15 protein-coding genes are annotated in these 16,203 nt (G+C 70.4%); 13 read left to right on the top strand and 2 right to left on the bottom strand.

Going from position 1 to position 16,203, the window contains the following annotated elements:
* Positions 1 to 4: 4 nt before the first annotated feature.
* Entirely contained in the window at positions 5 to 1,831 is a 1,827-nt protein-coding gene (locus tag HNR01_RS22325) for an ATP-binding response regulator (protein ID WP_183669912.1), read from the bottom strand.
* A gap of 373 nt (positions 1,832 to 2,204) precedes the next feature.
* Between HNR01_RS22325 and HNR01_RS22320 the strand changes: the two genes are divergently transcribed.
* The 9 genes from HNR01_RS22320 (at position 2,205) to HNR01_RS22280 (ending at position 10,878) form a co-directional block, all read left to right on the top strand.
* Positions 2,205 to 2,966 carry a response regulator gene (locus tag HNR01_RS22320; protein WP_017485466.1) on the top strand — a complete coding sequence of 254 codons (762 nt, stop codon included), beginning with the start codon at positions 2,205 to 2,207 and terminating at the stop codon, positions 2,964 to 2,966.
* Between the two features lie 173 nt (positions 2,967 to 3,139).
* The gene (locus tag HNR01_RS22315; protein WP_153876054.1) at positions 3,140 to 3,457 is read left to right on the top strand and encodes a hypothetical protein; all 318 of its coding nucleotides are present in this window, start codon (positions 3,140 to 3,142) and stop codon (positions 3,455 to 3,457) included.
* A gap of 11 nt (positions 3,458 to 3,468) precedes the next feature.
* Positions 3,469 to 3,672 (top strand): hypothetical protein, encoded by a 204-nt coding sequence (locus HNR01_RS22310; RefSeq protein WP_153876053.1) that lies wholly within the window; start codon positions 3,469 to 3,471, stop codon positions 3,670 to 3,672.
* Positions 3,673 to 3,793: 121 nt separating this feature from the next.
* Positions 3,794 to 6,079 carry a sensor histidine kinase gene (locus tag HNR01_RS22305; RefSeq protein ID WP_183669910.1) on the top strand — a complete coding sequence of 762 codons (2,286 nt, stop codon included), beginning with the start codon at positions 3,794 to 3,796 and terminating at the stop codon, positions 6,077 to 6,079.
* Complete coding sequence (locus HNR01_RS22300) at positions 6,076 to 7,737, top strand: ABC transporter substrate-binding protein (protein WP_183669908.1); 1,662 nt, start codon at positions 6,076 to 6,078, stop codon at positions 7,735 to 7,737. The genes HNR01_RS22305 and HNR01_RS22300 overlap by 4 nt, the downstream gene beginning before the upstream one ends.
* Before the next feature lie 246 nt (positions 7,738 to 7,983).
* Positions 7,984 to 8,931: a helix-turn-helix transcriptional regulator gene (locus HNR01_RS22295; protein ID WP_017485461.1), complete on the top strand. Its 948-nt coding sequence runs from the start codon at positions 7,984 to 7,986 to the stop codon at positions 8,929 to 8,931.
* Between the two features lie 257 nt (positions 8,932 to 9,188).
* Positions 9,189 to 10,049 carry a serine O-acetyltransferase gene (gene cysE, locus HNR01_RS22290; RefSeq protein WP_183669906.1) on the top strand — a complete coding sequence of 287 codons (861 nt, stop codon included), beginning with the start codon at positions 9,189 to 9,191 and terminating at the stop codon, positions 10,047 to 10,049.
* 135 nt (positions 10,050 to 10,184) lie between these two features.
* Positions 10,185 to 10,400, top strand: coding sequence for a DUF3126 family protein (locus HNR01_RS22285; protein ID WP_017485459.1), 216 nt, complete (start codon positions 10,185 to 10,187; stop codon positions 10,398 to 10,400).
* Between the two features lie 148 nt (positions 10,401 to 10,548).
* Positions 10,549 to 10,878, top strand: a complete 330-nt coding sequence (locus HNR01_RS22280) for a DUF6949 family protein (RefSeq protein WP_183669904.1) — start codon at positions 10,549 to 10,551, stop codon at positions 10,876 to 10,878.
* 12 nt (positions 10,879 to 10,890) lie between these two features.
* Here the strand turns inward: HNR01_RS22280 and HNR01_RS22275 are convergent, their stop codons facing one another.
* Positions 10,891 to 11,523 (bottom strand): S24 family peptidase, encoded by a 633-nt coding sequence (locus HNR01_RS22275; RefSeq protein WP_017485457.1) that lies wholly within the window; start codon positions 11,521 to 11,523, stop codon positions 10,891 to 10,893.
* Between the two features lie 223 nt (positions 11,524 to 11,746).
* On the opposite strand from HNR01_RS22275, the gene HNR01_RS22270 reads away from it, so the two are divergent.
* The 4 genes from HNR01_RS22270 (at position 11,747) to HNR01_RS22255 (ending at position 16,203) form a co-directional block, all read left to right on the top strand.
* Positions 11,747 to 12,097 carry a DUF952 domain-containing protein gene (locus HNR01_RS22270; RefSeq protein ID WP_183669902.1) on the top strand — a complete coding sequence of 117 codons (351 nt, stop codon included), beginning with the start codon at positions 11,747 to 11,749 and terminating at the stop codon, positions 12,095 to 12,097.
* Positions 12,094 to 13,170: a quinone-dependent dihydroorotate dehydrogenase gene (locus HNR01_RS22265; protein WP_183669900.1), complete on the top strand. Its 1,077-nt coding sequence runs from the start codon at positions 12,094 to 12,096 to the stop codon at positions 13,168 to 13,170. Before HNR01_RS22270 ends, HNR01_RS22265 begins: the two co-directional genes overlap by 4 nt.
* A gap of 397 nt (positions 13,171 to 13,567) precedes the next feature.
* Positions 13,568 to 15,883: an FdhF/YdeP family oxidoreductase gene (locus HNR01_RS22260; protein WP_183669898.1), complete on the top strand. Its 2,316-nt coding sequence runs from the start codon at positions 13,568 to 13,570 to the stop codon at positions 15,881 to 15,883.
* Positions 15,880 to 16,203: a hypothetical protein gene (locus HNR01_RS22255; RefSeq protein ID WP_183669896.1), complete on the top strand. Its 324-nt coding sequence runs from the start codon at positions 15,880 to 15,882 to the stop codon at positions 16,201 to 16,203. Before HNR01_RS22260 ends, HNR01_RS22255 begins: the two co-directional genes overlap by 4 nt.

Genomic DNA, 16,203 nt, shown 5'->3' with positions numbered 1-16,203 from the left:
CCGCCTATACCAACCCCACCGCCTCCTTGGGGAACCGCATCGAGAAGACGGCCCCCTGTCCCGGTCCGCCGGAGAACGCTTCGGCACGGCCGCCATGGAGCTCGGCGATGCGCTTGACGATGGAGAGGCCGAGCCCGGTCGATCCCTCGCCGCCGGTGGGTTTGGCCGAGAGGCGCTGGTAGCGGCCGAACAGGCGGCCGGCATCCTCCGGGGACAGGCCGGGGCCCTGATCGGTCACCGCGCAGACGTAATCGCCCCCCTCCTCCCGGACACGCACCGTGATCGCGCCGCCGGGATAGGAATACTTGATCGCGTTCGAGACGAGATTGTCGAGCGCCTCGCGCAGCCGCTCGGCGTCGCCGCAGAGATGGAGCGGAGCGGTGAGATCCGTGGTCAGGCTCTGGCCCTTCGAATCGGCGAGCGGCCGGTTGGCCTCGCAGACCTCGCGGGCGAGGCCGGCCAGATCGACGGGCTCGCGCCGCAGGGTGATATCGAGCGCGTCGTTCATGGCGTCGGCCATGAGGCTGTCGATCATGTCGATCAGGCGCGTGGCCGAGGTGCGGATGTGATCGACCTGGGTCCGCATCGCGGTCCGCGCCTGCTCCGAGCCGGACGTCTCCCCGTGATCGAGGCCGATCAGGTCGGCCAGCATCTCGGATCGGCCCAGGATGACCGAGAGCGGGTTCTTCAGGTCGTGGGCGATGGTGCCCAGGATCTCGGTCTTGAGACTGTTGGCGCGGCGCAGATCCGAGCGCTGCATGTCGAGGCGGCGGTTGGCGCGGATCAGCTCGGCGGTGCGCTCGACGACCCTCTGCTCCAGGGTGACGTTGGCGCGCTGCAGCCGCTCGTAGAGGATCACGTTGTCGAAGGCGACCGAGAGCCGTCCCGCCAGCAGGGTGATCAGCGCGCGGTCGGTGTCGGAGAGCGGGCGGTCGGTGTCGATCAGCGCGACGATCTCGCTGCCGCTCGCGGTCTGGACGTAGAGCGTGGAGAAGTGGTCCCCGAAGTTGTGGCGACGGGCGGCGAAGGCCTGCTCGACCAGGGGCTGGATGCCGGGGTCGAGCGGCCAGGCGGGGTCGCGGCCGACATAGCCGCCGTAGAGCCCCGAGCCGGCGAGCACGCAGAAACCGCCCTCGCGCCGCTCGCCGGACTCGTCCTCGCGCAGGACGAGGATGCCGGCGCAATCGACGTTGAGGAGCGAGGCGACCTGGGTCAGCACCCCTTCGGCCAGCCGCTGCATCGACTTGTGGTCGAGCAGCATCGGCGCGGCGTCGATGATGATCTCGAGGCCGCGGCGGGTCTCGTCGAGCCGCCGGAGCTGCTGATAGGCCCGCAGCGCCGCGGTGAGACTGGTGAAGAGCTTGTCGGCGGTGAGCTCGGTCTTCGCCTTGTAGTCGTTGATGTCGTAATCGACGATGACGCGCCGCTCGGGCGCCTGCCCCGGCTGGCCGGTGCGCAGGATGATGCGGACGGTCTCTTCCTTCAGGTCCCGGCGGATGTAGTCGACGAGCTTGAGGCCCGCGTCGTCGGTCTCCATCACCACGTCGAGCAGCACGATGGCGACGTCGCGCCGCTCGGCGAGCAGCACCCGCGCCTCCTGGGCCGAATGGGCGGAGAGGATGTCGAGGCCCCGTCCGTCGAGGCTGTAGCCGGCGAGGGCGTAGCGCGTGCCCTCGTGCACGGCCGGATCGTCGTCGATCACGGCGATCGTCCAGGAGCCGGCACGGGTCGGCGCCTCCGCCGCCTCGTCGGGGATCAGTTCGAGCCAGTCGTCGTCGGTCGCGTCGTTCATCGCGTGAAGGCCTTTCGCGCTGTTCGAGGCGGCCCGCATGCCTTCGCTGACCGGATCAGCGTCACGAGCACCCTCTCGACGCTCTTGGTGAGGCGGCGCATGCGGTTGTGCCGTCCGAAAGCACACACCGCAATGTTTAGCGAGAACCTGCGAAGAAATCCCAGCGAAAGACGGATGGTCTCAACACACCTTTCACCGGCAAGCGCCGAGCGGCCCCAGTGATCGCACTTGAGGCTGCCGACACCGACTCCGCAAGAGCCGTTGACGGCCGCCCCGGCGGCGTCGCCAAGTCAGGCGCGATCGGGCATGGTGACAGCGAAAGCTGTCGAGGCGGCGGGGCGCGTCTTTCGATTCGAGGGAAGATCGAGGTGACGACACGATTCTCTTCACCCCTTTGGATCGGTAACCGCCCATGACGGCGACCGGCCCCCACATCGCCGTCGTCGACGACGAGGCGGATGCCCGCGCCATGGTCGGCGATTACTTGCGACTGCACGGCTTCGACGTGGCCCTGTGCGAGGGCGGGCGAGCGCTGCGGGCCCATCTGCAGACCCGCAAACCGGACCTGATCGTGCTCGACCTCAACATGCCCGAGGAGGACGGCCTCTCCATCGTGCGGGATCTGAAGGCGAGGAGCCCGATCCCGATCATCATGCTGACGGCGACCGCGAGCCCGATCGACCGGGTGGTGGGACTCGAACTCGGCGCGGACGACTACCTGCCCAAGCCCTGCGAACTGCGCGAACTCGTGGCCCGGGTCCGCTCGGTGCTGCGGCGGGCGCAGGTGGCGCCGCCCTCCCATGTCCCCCCGCCTGTCCAGGCGCCGGCTACGGCTCCCGCGGGCGAATCGGCGGCTGCCTCGCGAACCATCCGGTTCGGAACGAAGTGGCTCGAACTCGACGCCCTGCGCCTGCGCGACGACGCGGGGGTGGAGCAGCCGCTCACCCGCTCGGAATTCGATCTGCTCAAGGCCTTTGCCGACCATCCGAAGCGGGCCCTGTCCCGGGAGCGGCTGCTCGACCTCGCCGATGCCCGCGATCCGGAGGCGTTCGACCGGGCGATCGACGTGCGAATCAACCGCATCCGCAAGAAGGTGGAGCCGGATCCGGCCAACCCGCGCTACATCCGCACCGTGCGCGGCCTGGGCTACATCTTCCGGCCCGAAGGGGATTAGAGGCTCCTCCGCCGGCGAATGTTTCGTCGGTGCGGTCCTCGACGCAACAAACGGCCTCTGATCCGGTGATCCTGTGACCGGCGACGCAAAACGCCGGACACGCTCCCTCCCTACAACCATCCCCATCGACGACGGCGAAGCCGCAGGGGGATGTCATGCAGGGATTGGTTACGATGATCGCCGCGAGCGCGATCCTGTCCGCCGGGCTCGTCGCCGGCCTGGCCACGACGGATGCCGCCGCCCGCCCGAAGCCGGCCGCGAGCCCGGAAGACATCGGGGCAACGGCCGTCGAGGTTCCCGCGGTGAAGCTTCCCGCGGCCAAGACTCCCACGGCCAAGACTCCCGCGGTCAACTCTTCCACGGTGAAGACTTCCACGGCTCCCGAGAGCGCGTCATCGATCGCGGCCTGTGCCGCCGCGTGGCCCTACACCCCGACCGCCTGCGCCGCCGACGGGCGCAAGGTGCGCATCATCGCTCTCACCGCTCAGTGAGGAGGGCCGCCATGCCGCATTTCTCGAAGGAGGCCCTCGAGGCCTCGCCGGAGACGCTGGCCAAGCTGCGGGAGATCCTGCACGGACGTCAGCAAGGCGGCCGCACCGGCCGGACCGCCCAGACGACACCAGCCAAGGAGGGCCGTTTCGGCCCCTCCGGCGGCCGTGGGGCGCCGGTGCGCAAGCGGCGCCAGACCGCCACCGTGGTGGCGTGAGGGCGGCCGCCACCGTCGTCCCCATCAAGAACCGGCCGAGGCTCTTGATGGGCAAGGCGTTTCCGGCGACGATCTTGCTGCGACGAAGGATGCTCCCGAGGGAGTCCGCGACGGGGCGAGGATGCGGGTCGGCCGGAAGATTGCCTTGGTCGGCGGCGTCCCGATCCTCGTCGCCGCCGCCATCGCCGCCGCGGGCTGGTTCCTGCTCGCCCAGGGCGAGCGGGCCCGGGCCGGAGCCCTGCTCGCCGCCCGGGTCTATCACGACCTCACCCTGGCGCGATCCGTCCGCGACGACTTCGTCGCCGCCCGCGCCGACGCGCGCGCCGCGATCGAGAAGCGGTTCTTCGACCTGACCGACAAGGCGGGAAGCGGCCTGGAGACCCTCCAGAAGCAGGCCCGCAGCCGGGGGCAGGCCGAGCGGGCCGCCGCCGCGCGCCAGTCCCTCGACCGCTATGTGGCGCGGATGCGCGATTTCTCCGCGGTCGCCCGCGAGAACGACGGCCTCATCGCCGAGATGGGCCAGCGCGCGGGCCGCCTGACCGACCTCGCCGAGCAGGCTCGCCGGCGGCAGCAGGCCTCGAACGTCGATCTCGCCTGGACGCTGACGGGAAAGGTGAACCGGCTGCGCGCGACCCGGGACGCGGTAACGGGGCTCAACGCCGTGCTGGCCGGCGCGTGGCAGCTCGCCCTCGCCCGGGAACGCGGCGGGTCGCCGGAGGCCGGGCGCGCCGAGCGGACCCGCCTCGTCCATGCCGGCCGCGATCTGGCGGCGGCCTTGCGCGCCACCTCCCGCGAGACGGAGGCCGCGGAGGCCGAGCGCTTGACCGCCGCCGACACGAGCCTCGACGCAGGCGATCGGCTGACCGAGTGGGGCGAGCGCCTCCTCAAGATCGTGACCTCCGAGCAGCGCACGCTCGACGACGAGGTGGCGCAGCTCCTCGCCTATGCCGGAGAGGCGAACGCGACCGAGCAGGCGACGCAGAACATCGGCATCACGACGCTCAAGCTCGGACAGCGCACCGCCGAGGCGCTGACGCGCCGGGACGCGGAGGCCGCCTCGGCCATGCTGGGCGAGGGTGAGCGGCTCTCGGCGAGCGCGTCCGCCCTGCCGATCTCGCCGCTGATCCAATCCGAGATGATCGAGGCCATCGACGGCTGGCGCGCCCGGCTCGCCACCACCGTCGACGGGCTCACCCGGCAGAACGCGATGATCGCCGAGATGGACGGCCTCGCCGCGGGCCTGAGCGAGGCGGCCCGCGCCCTCAACGACGACGCGGTCGAGGAGGCCGACCGGTTCGGCACCTTCTTGGGCCAGCTCCTCCTCGCCGGTGCGGCGGCCGGCCTGCTGCTCGGAGCGCTCGTGGCGCTGGCGGTGGCGCGCTCGATCCTCGTGCCGCTGCGCCAGCTCCAGGGCGACATGATCGCGCTCGCCGCCGATCCGAAGGCGGAAGGGCTCTCGGGGACGCAGCGCACGGACGAGCTCGGCGACATCGCGCGGGCGACGAACTTCTTCGTGACCGAGATCGGCCGGCGCGAGCGGGCGCTGCGGCGGGCCAAGGATCAGGCCGACCATGCCCTCCACGATCTGCATCAGGCCCAGGACGACCTGATCCGCGCGGAAAAGCTCGCCTCCCTGGGCCAGCTCGTGGCCGGCGTCGCCCACGAGATCAACACGCCGCTGGGCATCGCGCTCACCACCGCCACGCTGGTGCGCGACGAGACGCGGGCCTTCCAGGGGCTGGTCGCCGCGGGCACGCTCTCGCGCTCGCGCCTGACCCATTTCGTCGATCGCGTCGGCGAAGGGACGCAACTGCTCTGCGCGAACCTGACTCGCGCCGCCGACCTCGTCCACGGCTTCAAGCAGGTGGCGGTGGACCGGGCGAGCGACGAGCGTCGGCGTTTCGACCTCGATGTCTGGCTCGGCGAACTGCTCGCGAGCCTGCAGCCGATGCTGCGCAAGGGCGGCCACAGGATCGAGCGCGACGCCCCCTCCGGCATCGTCGTGGACACCTATCCCGGCGTGCTGGCGCAGGTCGTCACCAATCTGGTCGCCAACGCCGTGGTGCACGGCTTCGCCGGTGGCGAGCGGCCCGGAACCATCACGGTGCGGGCCTCGGGCACCGGACCTCTCGTGCGGCTGGAGGTGAGCGACGACGGCAGCGGCATCGCACCGGAGCACCTCGGACGGATCTTCGACCCGTTCTTCACCACCGCCCGCTCCCACGGCAGCACCGGACTGGGGATGCACATCGTCCACAACCTCGTGACGGCCCGGCTCCAGGGCCGCATCGCCGTCGAGAGCGAGCCGGGCCGGGGCACCCTCGTGCGCCTCGAATTTCCCCGCGCGCCCGGCGATGCCGAGCGGCCGGGCGCGGCCCGCCGGCCGGCCGGGGCGCAGGCCTCATGAGACGCCGCGCCCGCCCCGAGGGACTCGTCGTCACTCTCCTGATCGCCCTCGCTGCCGCGCTGGCGACCGCTCCCTGGGCCGCCGTCATCGCTCGGGCGGGCGGGCCGCCGGGGCAGGACCGGACCCTGGTCTATTGCTCGGAGGGCAACCCGGAATCCCTCGATCCCGGTCTCGTCACCACCACGACGGCGATGAGCGCGACGTGGCAGATGTTCAACAGCCTGGTCGAGTTCGCGCCCGGCACCACCGACCTGCGGCCGGCGCTCGCCGAATCGTGGCAGGTTTCCGACGGGGGGCGGACCTACGACTTCACCCTGCGGGCGGGCGTGCGCTTTCATGCCAATGCCGGCTTCGCGCCGAGCCGCCCGCTCAACGCCGACGACGTGCTGTTCAGCTTCCTCCGCCAGTGGAAGCCGGACCATCCCTATCACCGGGTCGGCGGCGACTTCGCCTATTTCCACGATCTCGGCCTCTCCGGCCTTATCGAGGGGATCGAGCGGCTCGACGAGCGCCGGGTCCGATTCCGGCTCAAGGAGCCGGATGCCACCTTCCTGCTCAACCTCGCCCAGGCCTTCGGCGGCATCCAGTCGGCGGAATATGCCGAGCATCTCGCCCGCCGGGGAACGCCGGAGGCGCTCGCCCGCGCGCCGGTCGGCACCGGCCCGTTCCGCTTCGTCGACTATCGCCCGGACGTGGCCGTGCGCTACCGCAGCTTCCCGGACTACTGGCGCAGGCCGGCGGAAGCCGGGGCGGGTACCATCGAGACACTCGTCTTCTCGATCACGCCGAACACGGCGGTGCGGCTGACCAAGCTCAAGGCGGGCGAATGCCACGTGATGGCCTTTCCCGGCCCGGCGGATCTCGACGCGGTGCGAGCCGATCCCGACCTCGCCCTGGTCTCGGGCGAGGAGCTGAACGTCGCCTATCTCGCGCTCAACACCGCGCGCCCGCCCATGAGCGATCCGCGGGTGCGCCGTGCCGTCAATCTCGCCATCGACCGCCGCGCCATCGTGGAGGCCGTCTACGGGCCGGCGGGCACGGTGGCGCACAACCCGCTGCCGCCGTCGAGCTGGGCCTTCGACCGCGGGCTGCCCGAACTCGCCTTCGACCGCGAGGCCGCCGCCCGCCTGCTCGCCGAGGCCGGCTACGCCGAGGGGTTCGAGACCGATCTCTGGTTCCTGCCGGTCAGCCGTCCCTACAACCCCAACGGACGGCGCGTGGCCGATATGATCCGGGCCGACCTCGCCCGCATCGGCATTCGCGCCGAGCTGGTCACCCGTGACTGGAACGCGTACCGGGCCGCCCTCTACGGCGGCACGCCGACGATGATGCTCTACGGCTGGACCAGCGACAACGGCGACCCGGACAATTTCATGAACGTGCTGCTCGGCTGCCGGGCGGCGGCGCCGGGGGGCGCCAACCTCGCCCGCTGGTGCGATCCCGGCTACGACGCGGCGGTCCAGGCCGCCCGCCGCACCGATGACCGCGAGGTCCGCACCCGGCTCTACCGCGACGCACAGGCCCGCTTCCGCGCGGCCGCTCCCTGGGTGCCGCTCGCCCACACCGTGGTCCACATGGCGATCCGGCGCACGGTGAGCGGCTTCCGGACGGATCCGCTCGGCCGCACCCTGTTCGAGGGTGTGACGTTCACGGAGTAATGTTTTGCAGCGCCATATCTCGCATTGCGGGATAGCATATATTATCCACCGGCGAGTTCGCATGGATGCCACGCTTGCAGGGTGGGTTGCGCTGCAGCCTGCCAATCTCCAGATGTGCGCCGACCCCGCCATACCTTGCGCGCCCTGGCCCGCGCGTTGCAGTAGGTAGCGTTCGGCCGAGAACCCGGACGAGCGGACGGCATCCTGGGCGAGGGGTGGGGGCCTCGTCGCGGAGGGCCGGCATGGATGCGGATCGAGGCGGGCGTCGGAAAGGACGATGAGGTGAGTGAGGCCATGACCGACGCGGCCGAACAAGAGGCGAGTTTCCTCAACGAACTCGGCCGACGGGTGCGTCACGCCCGGACGGTTCGCGGGCTGTCGCGCAAGCTGCTCTCGCAGGCCTCCGGCCTGTCCGAGCGCTACATCGCCCAGCTCGAGAGCGGTCAGGGCAACGTGTCGATCATCCTGCTGCGGCGCGTCGCCAACGCGATGGGAATGCGGCTCGACGACCTCGTCTCGACCCAGGAAGCCTCCTCCGACTGGCGCGTCATCCGCGACCTGCTGGATCAGGCGAATCCGGACCAGATCGCTCTGGCCAAATCGGCGCTTGCGGGCTCGACCGGCGTGGAAGCGCGCACGGTCCGGCGGCGCGTGGCGCTGGTGGGCCTGCGCGGCGCCGGCAAATCGACGCTGGGCCGGATGGCGGCGGCCCATCTCGGCTGGCGCTTCGTGGAGCTCAACACGGAGATCGAGCGCGAGAACGGCCTGTCGGTGCGCGAAATCTTCGCGATCTACGGCCAGGAGGGCTACCGGCGCTTGGAGCAGAAGGCCCTGCGCGGCCTCGCCGAGCAGCCGGGACCGATGGTGCTCGCCACCGGCGGCAGCATCGTCGCCGAGCCGCTGACCTACGACCTGCTCCTCTCCTCCTTCTACACGATCTGGCTCCAGGCCCGGCCCGAGGAGCACCTGCAGCGGGTGCGCGATCAGGGACATGTCGAGGGCAAGGGCGACCCGACCTCCGTGCTCGAGGACCTGCGCGCCGTGCTGCTCAGCCGCGAGCCGCTCTATGCCCGCGCATCGGCCGTGGTGGATACCTCCGATGTGCCGGTCGAGGTCATGGCCGAGCGTCTGATCGAGGTGATCGAGGACCGCTTCAGCGGCAACGACAACGGCGGCAAGCGCCCGGCCGCCTGACGGCGGCGCGATCCGCCGCAGGGTTGGGCACGGCCCTTGATGCGGCGCCGGGTGACACCAAGCTGTAAGGCTTGCCCCGGCGTGGACGAAGACGCTTCTCCTCCTCGCCGCATGCACGATACGAGTCGTATCCGCCGCTCCTATCTGGCGGCATAATCCGTCCCGCCCGGGCAGGTCGGGCTCGAACACGCTGAAGGCCGCGCCCCGCGCCGCGGCCTCAGGCCGAATGGACAGCCCAGGCTGTCGAGGAGGAATGCATGTCCGCCAGTCCGTCGCTCAACCCGGCCTCCGGGCGCGAAGGGATCGCCGGAATCGTCGATCCGCTCTGGACGCGCGTGCGCACCGAGGCGGAAACGGTGGTGCGCGACGAGCCGCAGCTCGCCTCCTTCTTCGTGGCGACCATCCTCAACCATCCGAGTCTGGAGGCGGCGGTGGCCCATCGCGTCGCCACCCGGCTGGGCCACGCCTCGCTCTCGACCGAACTCGTCGCCCACGGTTTCCACGAGGCGCTTCAAGACGATGCGCGCATCGGCCAGAGCATGCGCGCCGACATCCTCGCCGTGATGGACCGCGACCCCGCGACGACCCGGGCGATCGAGCCGCTGCTCTACTTCAAGGGCTTTCACGCGATCCAGGCGCATCGGCTCGCCCACTGGTACTGGGGTCAGGGCCGGCGCGATCTCGCGCTCTACCTCCAGAGTCGGTCCTCGGAGGTGTTCCAGACCGACATCCACCCGGCGGCCCGGATCGGGCGCGGCGTGTTCTTCGACCACGCCACCGGCCTCGTGGTCGGCTCCACCGCCGTGATCGAGGACGACGTCTCGATCCTGCACGCGGTGACCCTCGGCGGCACGGGCAAGCATGGCGGCGACCGTCACCCGAAGATCCGCCGCGGCGTGATGATCGGCGCGGGCGCCAAGATCCTCGGCAACATCGAGGTCGGGGCCTGCGCCCGGGTCGCGGCGGGCTCCGTCGTGCTCCGCTCGGTGCCGCCGCACACCACCGTCGTCGGCGTGCCGGCGCGCGTCGTGGGGGCGGCGGGCTGCGCCGAGCCGGCCCGCTCGATGGACCAGCTCGTGGCGATGAGCGAGTTCGTCGATATCGCCGGCGGGATCTGAAGCCGCTCCATGCCCGCGGCGGGTTGCCTGCCCTCCCCCGACGTGGCAAGCCGCCGACCACCATCACAATCCCCTCAGCGCTGCCGCCGGGATCGCGCGTCCCGGCACGCGGCGCCTCGCAAGAAGGTTGACGGCGTGACCAAGACCGAAGTCGCCAAGCTGCAGGATTATCTGCGTCGCAAGTTCGCCAACGCCAACATCCGCGTGGTCGCGATGAAGACCGGCGATTCCGCCGAGGTGTTCATCGGCGACGAGTCGATCGGCGTGCTCGCCGACGACAAGGAGGACGGCGACGATTCCTTCACCTTCCGGATGGCGATCCTCGATATCGACCTGGAAGAGGACGCCTGAGGCGCGACAAGCCGCCTCGAGATCCGTTTCCGCGCCGTCCCGGGCTTCGAGCCTGTGGGCGGCGTTAGCGTTAACAGAACGTCTTTCTTAACAAGACGTAAACCATCGGTCAGACTGCGCGTCACATCCTGAGAAGGAGCGTCGCGTCATGACCCTGAGCCCGTCGTCCCTCGAATCCATCCAGGCGCTCATCGTCGGCCTCGCCCTGGCGGGGCTGCTCGCGAGTGCTTTTGAATACGCGACGAACCGGCGGGCGAGCTTCCGCCTGCTAGAGGCCGGCGGCATCACCGCTCTGGCCGCGCTGCCGATGATCGCGGTGGTCGCGCCCTTCATCATCCTGCGCAACACCCTGCGGGGCCGCCGCTTCGAGCACCGGCCGATCCCATTCGTGATGGTCGCGACGATGATCGCCTGTGGCTGGAGCCTGCTCTCGGGGCAGGTCGCCCTCGGCATGGCCCACCGGCTGGCCGGGCTGTAGACGGCCGGCTCCCTACTGCCGCACCCACATCACCCGCGCCATCCAGGCGACCTCGGCGAGCGGCACCATACGGTCCTCGTGCTCGGGGTTGAGCGAGGCCAACTCGATGGTGCGCGCGGTGCGGCGGCGCAATTCCTTGGCCACGACCTCGCCGTTGGTGAGCCGGGCGACGATCCGGTCACCCTTGCGGATGCCGGCATTCGGGGCGACGATCAGCACGTCACCGTCGCGGTAGAGCGGCAGCATCGAATCGCCCTGGACCTCCAGGGCGAAGGCGCGGTCGTCGCCGAGATCGGGAAACTCGATCTCGTCCCAGCCGGGACCGCCCGTCGGAATGCCCTCCTCGGTGAACAGGCGGCCCGATCCGGCCTGGGTCAGGCCGATCAGCGGCACCATCGTCCGGACCTGCGGCTGCCCGGAATCGACCAGGTGGAGGAAGTCGTCGAGGCTGGCGCCGGTCGCGGCCAGCACCTTCGCGATCGATTCGGTCGAAGGCCACCGCTTGCGCCCGTCGGGTCCGATCCGCTTCGAGCGGTTGAAGCTCGTGGCGTCGAGGCCCGCGCGCCGGGCGAGGCCCGAGGCGGAGAAGCCGTGGCGCTCGGCCAATCGGTCGATCGCAGTCCAGATCTGCTCGTGCGACAGCATAGCGGCCTCAAACCGGCGCGTGTGCCGTTGAGACATACGGCCTAAAGTTAGGAAACTAGAACCCGCCGAACCCGGACGCAATCGGAGCATCCGGAGAGGGCAGTGTCGCATCTGATCGCCCCGCGGAGAAGGCGGAAAGGCCTGTATCTGGTATCACTCCGCATTGGTTGCCGCGCGGAAGCGTGCGTTCTATCGCTCCGGAAGATTTACTCCCGGAGACCGGATGGCCCTCGTCTACAAAATCTGTCCGCGCGACCTGTGGCGCGAGGCCGAGGCGCTCGGCCGCTTCACCGGCGCGCCCGTCGATCACGCCGACGGCTTCATCCACTTCTCGACCGCGGATCAGGTTGCCGAGACCGCCGCCCGCCATTTCGCGGGCCAGGAGGACCTCCTGCTCGTGGCGGTCGAGGCGGATGCGCTCGGGCCGGCGCTGCGCTTCGAGCCGTCGCGGGGCGGCGCCCTGTTCCCGCACCTCTACGCCGACCTTCCTTTGAGCGCCGTGCGATCCGTGGCCGTCCTGCATCTCGGCCCCGACGGACGGCACGTCTTCCCGGCAGAAGTTCCGCAGGCATGATCGACGCGCTCTTTCCCCTCGCCCGGCCGCTGCTGCACGGGCTCGACGCCGAGACGGCGCACGATCTGACGATTCGCGGCCTTTCGCTGCTGCCGCCGCGCCGGCCGCCGGCCGACGATGCGGCGCTCGCCGTCGAGCTGTTCGGGCGCCGCTTTCCCAATCCGGTCGGCCTCGCCGCCGGGTTCGACAAGGGCGCGCGGGTGGCCGACGCGCTGCTCGGTCTCGGCTTCGGCTTCGTCGAGGTCGGCGGAGTGGTGCCGCGTCCTCAGCCCGGCAACCCGCGCCCGCGGGTGTTCCGGCTCTCCCGCGACCGGGCAGTGATCAACCGCTTCGGCCTCAACAGCGAGGGGCTCGACGTGGTGGCCGACCGGCTCAAGGCCCGCGCCGGCCGCGACGGGATCGTCGGAGTCAATATCGGCGCCAACAAGGAATCGGGGGATCGGCTCGCCGACTACGTCGCCTGCACCGCGCGGCTCGCGCCGCATGTCGCCTTCATCACCGTCAACGTCTCCTCGCCCAACACGCCGGGCCTGCGCGACCTTCAGGGCGAGGCCTTTCTCGACGACCTGCTGGCCCGCGTCGTCGCCGCCCGCGACGCCAGCGGATCGAGCGCGGCGGTGCTGCTCAAGATCGCCCCGGACCTCGCCCTCGAAGGTCTCGACGCCATGACGGCGACGGCGCTCCGGCGCGGCATTCAGGGCCTCGTCGTCTCGAACACCACGATCGCGCGGCCCGCGACGCTGACGGAATCCGTGCTGGCGAAGGAGACCGGCGGCCTGTCCGGCCGGCCGCTGTTCGGTCCGGCGACGCGGCTCCTCGCCCAGACCTATCTCCGCGTCGGCGACCGGATCCCGCTGATCGGCGTCGGCGGCATCGATTCGGCCGAGGCCGCCTGGACCAAGATTCGGGCCGGCGCGCGCCTCGTCCAGCTCTATTCCGCCCTCGTCTACGAGGGGCCGGGCCTGGTCGGCACGATCAAGCGCGGCCTGAGCCAGCGGCTCCGGGCGGAAGGCCTGACGCGCCTCGCGCCGGTCGTCGGGCGGGACGCGGCAGAACTCGCGCGGACCGCCTGACCCGGGATCGGCCGATGTCTCGACCCGTCTCGCGAGGCATCGGCGAAGCGGGTTGGGGAGCACGGCGAGATCGCGTCCTGCCGCGCCGTGCGAGCACGATCTGACGCAGTTTCTTGCTCTCGGCATTTTGTTGCAACGCATCAAATTTCCGAGCGATCGCATCTCGCTCTCGACAGAATGATCCTTGAGCCATTCCAGAAATAGGCACCTTCTGGAATTGAGCTAAATTGCTTTGCGCGGAGAGAATACCTCCCCCATCATCAGCCACGCATCCACTCGCATCTGCGAGATGTTACGTCATTGCGACGGGGTCCGAGACCGCGCACCCGCCGGGGGGCGAGGCGGCGGCAGCGGATCGTCCGAAACATCTCCCACATCGCGAAGATCGGGCTCTCGGATGGACCGTTCGCAAGGCTTACCCAAGCGCTCTTCCGCCGCGGGCGGCTGGGGTGCGCTGAAGAGCTGCGGCAAGTTCCTGCTCGGCAGCCGCGCCCCGCTCTCCGGCGCGCGGGCCCTGCTTAGCGCCAACCAGCCCGACGGCTTCGACTGCCCCGGCTGCGCCTGGGGCGACCCGGCCCACGGCTCCTCGTTCGAGTTCTGCGAGAACGGCGTGAAGGCGGTCTCCTGGGAGGCCACCGACAAGCGCGTGACGCCGCGCTTCTTTTCCAAGCATCCGGTGGCGGAGCTGCGGGGCTGGACCGACTACGCACTGGAGAGCGAGGGCCGCCTCACCCATCCGATGCGCTACGACGCGCAGAGCGACACCTACCGCCCCGTGGACTGGGACGAAGCCTTCGCCGAGATCGGTGCGATCCTGCGCGGCCTCGACCCCGACCGCGTCGAGTTCTACACCTCCGGCCGCGCCTCGAACGAAGCGGCCTACCTCTACCAGCTTTTCGCTAGGGCCTACGGCACCAACAACTTCCCCGATTGCTCGAACATGTGCCACGAGGCGAGCGGCATCGCCCTCACCCAGGCGATCGGCATCGGCAAGGGCACGGTGCTGCTCGAGGACTTCGAGAAGGCGGACGCGATCTTCGTCGTCGGCCAGAACCCCGGCACCAACCATCCGCGTATGCTGGGCGACCTGCGCCGGGCCGCCGAGCGGGGTGCCCGGGTCGTGGTGCTGAATCCCGTGCGCGAGCGCGGCCTGGAGCGCTTCGCCGATCCGCAGAACAGCGTCGAGATGCTGCGGGGCGCGAGCCGCCCCATCGCCAGCCACTATTACCAGCCCAAGCCCGGCGGCGACATGGCGGCCTTCCGCGGCATCGCCAAGGCCGTCTTCGCCCGCGATGCGACGGCGCTCGCGGCAGGCAGGCCCTCGCTTCTCGACCACGCCTTCATCGCCGCCCACACCAGCGCCTTCGCCGATTATCGCGCCGCGGTCGAGGCGACGGAATGGGACGCGATCCTCGATCAGTCCGGCCTGACCCGCGAAGAGATCGAGACCGCCGCCGACGTCTACCTCGGGGCGGACAAGGTGATCGCGACCTGGGCGATGGGCGTGACGCAGCACCGCCACTCGGTGGCGACGATCCGCGAGATCGCCAACCTGCTGTTCCTGCGCGGCCATATTGGCCGGCCGGGCGCGGGCCTGTGCCCGGTGCGCGGCCATTCCAACGTGCAGGGCGACCGCACCGTCGGCATCAACGAGAAGCCGCCCGTCGCGCTCCTCGAAGCACTCGACCGCGAATTCGGGCTCAACGCGCCGCGCCAGCACGGCCACAACGTGCTCGGCGCCATCGGGGCGATGCTCGACGGCTCGTCCAAGGCTTTCATCGGGCTCGGCGGCAACTTCGTGCGCGCGACGCCGGATACCCGGCTGGTGGAGAAGGCGCTGAGCGGGTGCGAGCTCACCGTCCACATCGCGACCAAGCTCAACCACTCGCATCTCGTGCCGGGCCGGGTCGCCTATCTGCTGCCCTGCCTCGGCCGCACCGAGATCGACCGCAACAGCCGGGGCAAGGTGCAGATCGTGACCGTCGAGGATTCGATGAGCATGGTCCACGGCTCGGGCGGCATCAACAAGCCGGCCTCGCCGCAGCTTCGCTCGGAGATCGGCATCATCGCCGGCATGGCCGCCGCCGCCGTCGGCTCGGAGCGGATCGACTGGGCCGCGCTCGCCGACGATTACGACCTGATCCGCGACCTCATTGAGCGGACGATCCCGGGATTTGCCGGCTTCAACACCCGCGTGCGCCGTCCCCGCGGCTTCATGCTGCGCAACCTCGCCGCCGAGCGCGTGTTCGAGACGGCCACCGGCCGCGCGGGCTTTTCGAGTGGGCCGCTCCCCGTCGCCACAGAGCACCAGCGCGCGAGCCGGCAGGGCGACACCTTCGTGCTGCAGACCTTCCGCAGCCACGACCAGTACAACACCACGATCTACGGCCTCGACGACCGCTACCGCGGCGTCTACGGCGAGCGCCGGGTGGTGTTCGCTCATCCGGACGACCTCGCCGAACTGAAGGCGCGGGCGGGCGAGCGGGTCGATCTCGTCTGCGTCCATGCCGAGGACGGCGTCGAGCGGGTGGCGGAGGATTTCCGACTCGTGCCCTTCGACATGCCCCGCGGTTCGCTCGCCGGCTACTATCCGGAACTCAATGTGCTGGTTCCGCTCTCGGCCTTCGGCGAGTTCTCGGACACACCGACTTCCAAGTCGGTGCTGGTCCAGGTGCGCGCCCGCGCCGCGAATGATGTGGGCAAGGCGGCGTGAGCGAGGGGAAAGGCCGCGCGAGCGAGCCGGCCGCCGACGCCGAGACCTTCCTCGCCGCGACCGACACGATCGCGGCCCTGCGTCCGGAGCTGAGCCTGCTGGAGGCCGGCATCCTCGCCGGCCTGCATCTCGAGCTCGCCGCGGACAGCCGGAGCTTCGCCCGCATCTTCGGTGTCGAGCACGCCCTTGTGCTGCGCGCGGTGGAGACGCTCACCGGCGACGCCTTACTGACCGTGACCGCCCGCGACCCCCGCACCCAGCGCACCCGCTACGAGGCGAGCGCGACCGGCAGCGCGGTGCTGACGGCGCTCGCGGCTTGA

The sequence above is a fragment of the Methylorubrum rhodesianum genome (assembly GCF_014199985.1).
GTDB classification, from domain to species: Bacteria; Pseudomonadota; Alphaproteobacteria; order Rhizobiales; family Beijerinckiaceae; genus Methylobacterium; species Methylobacterium rhodesianum.
The sequence above is the reverse complement of the archived record's forward strand: the minus strand, read 5'-3'. Positions and strand labels throughout refer to the sequence as shown.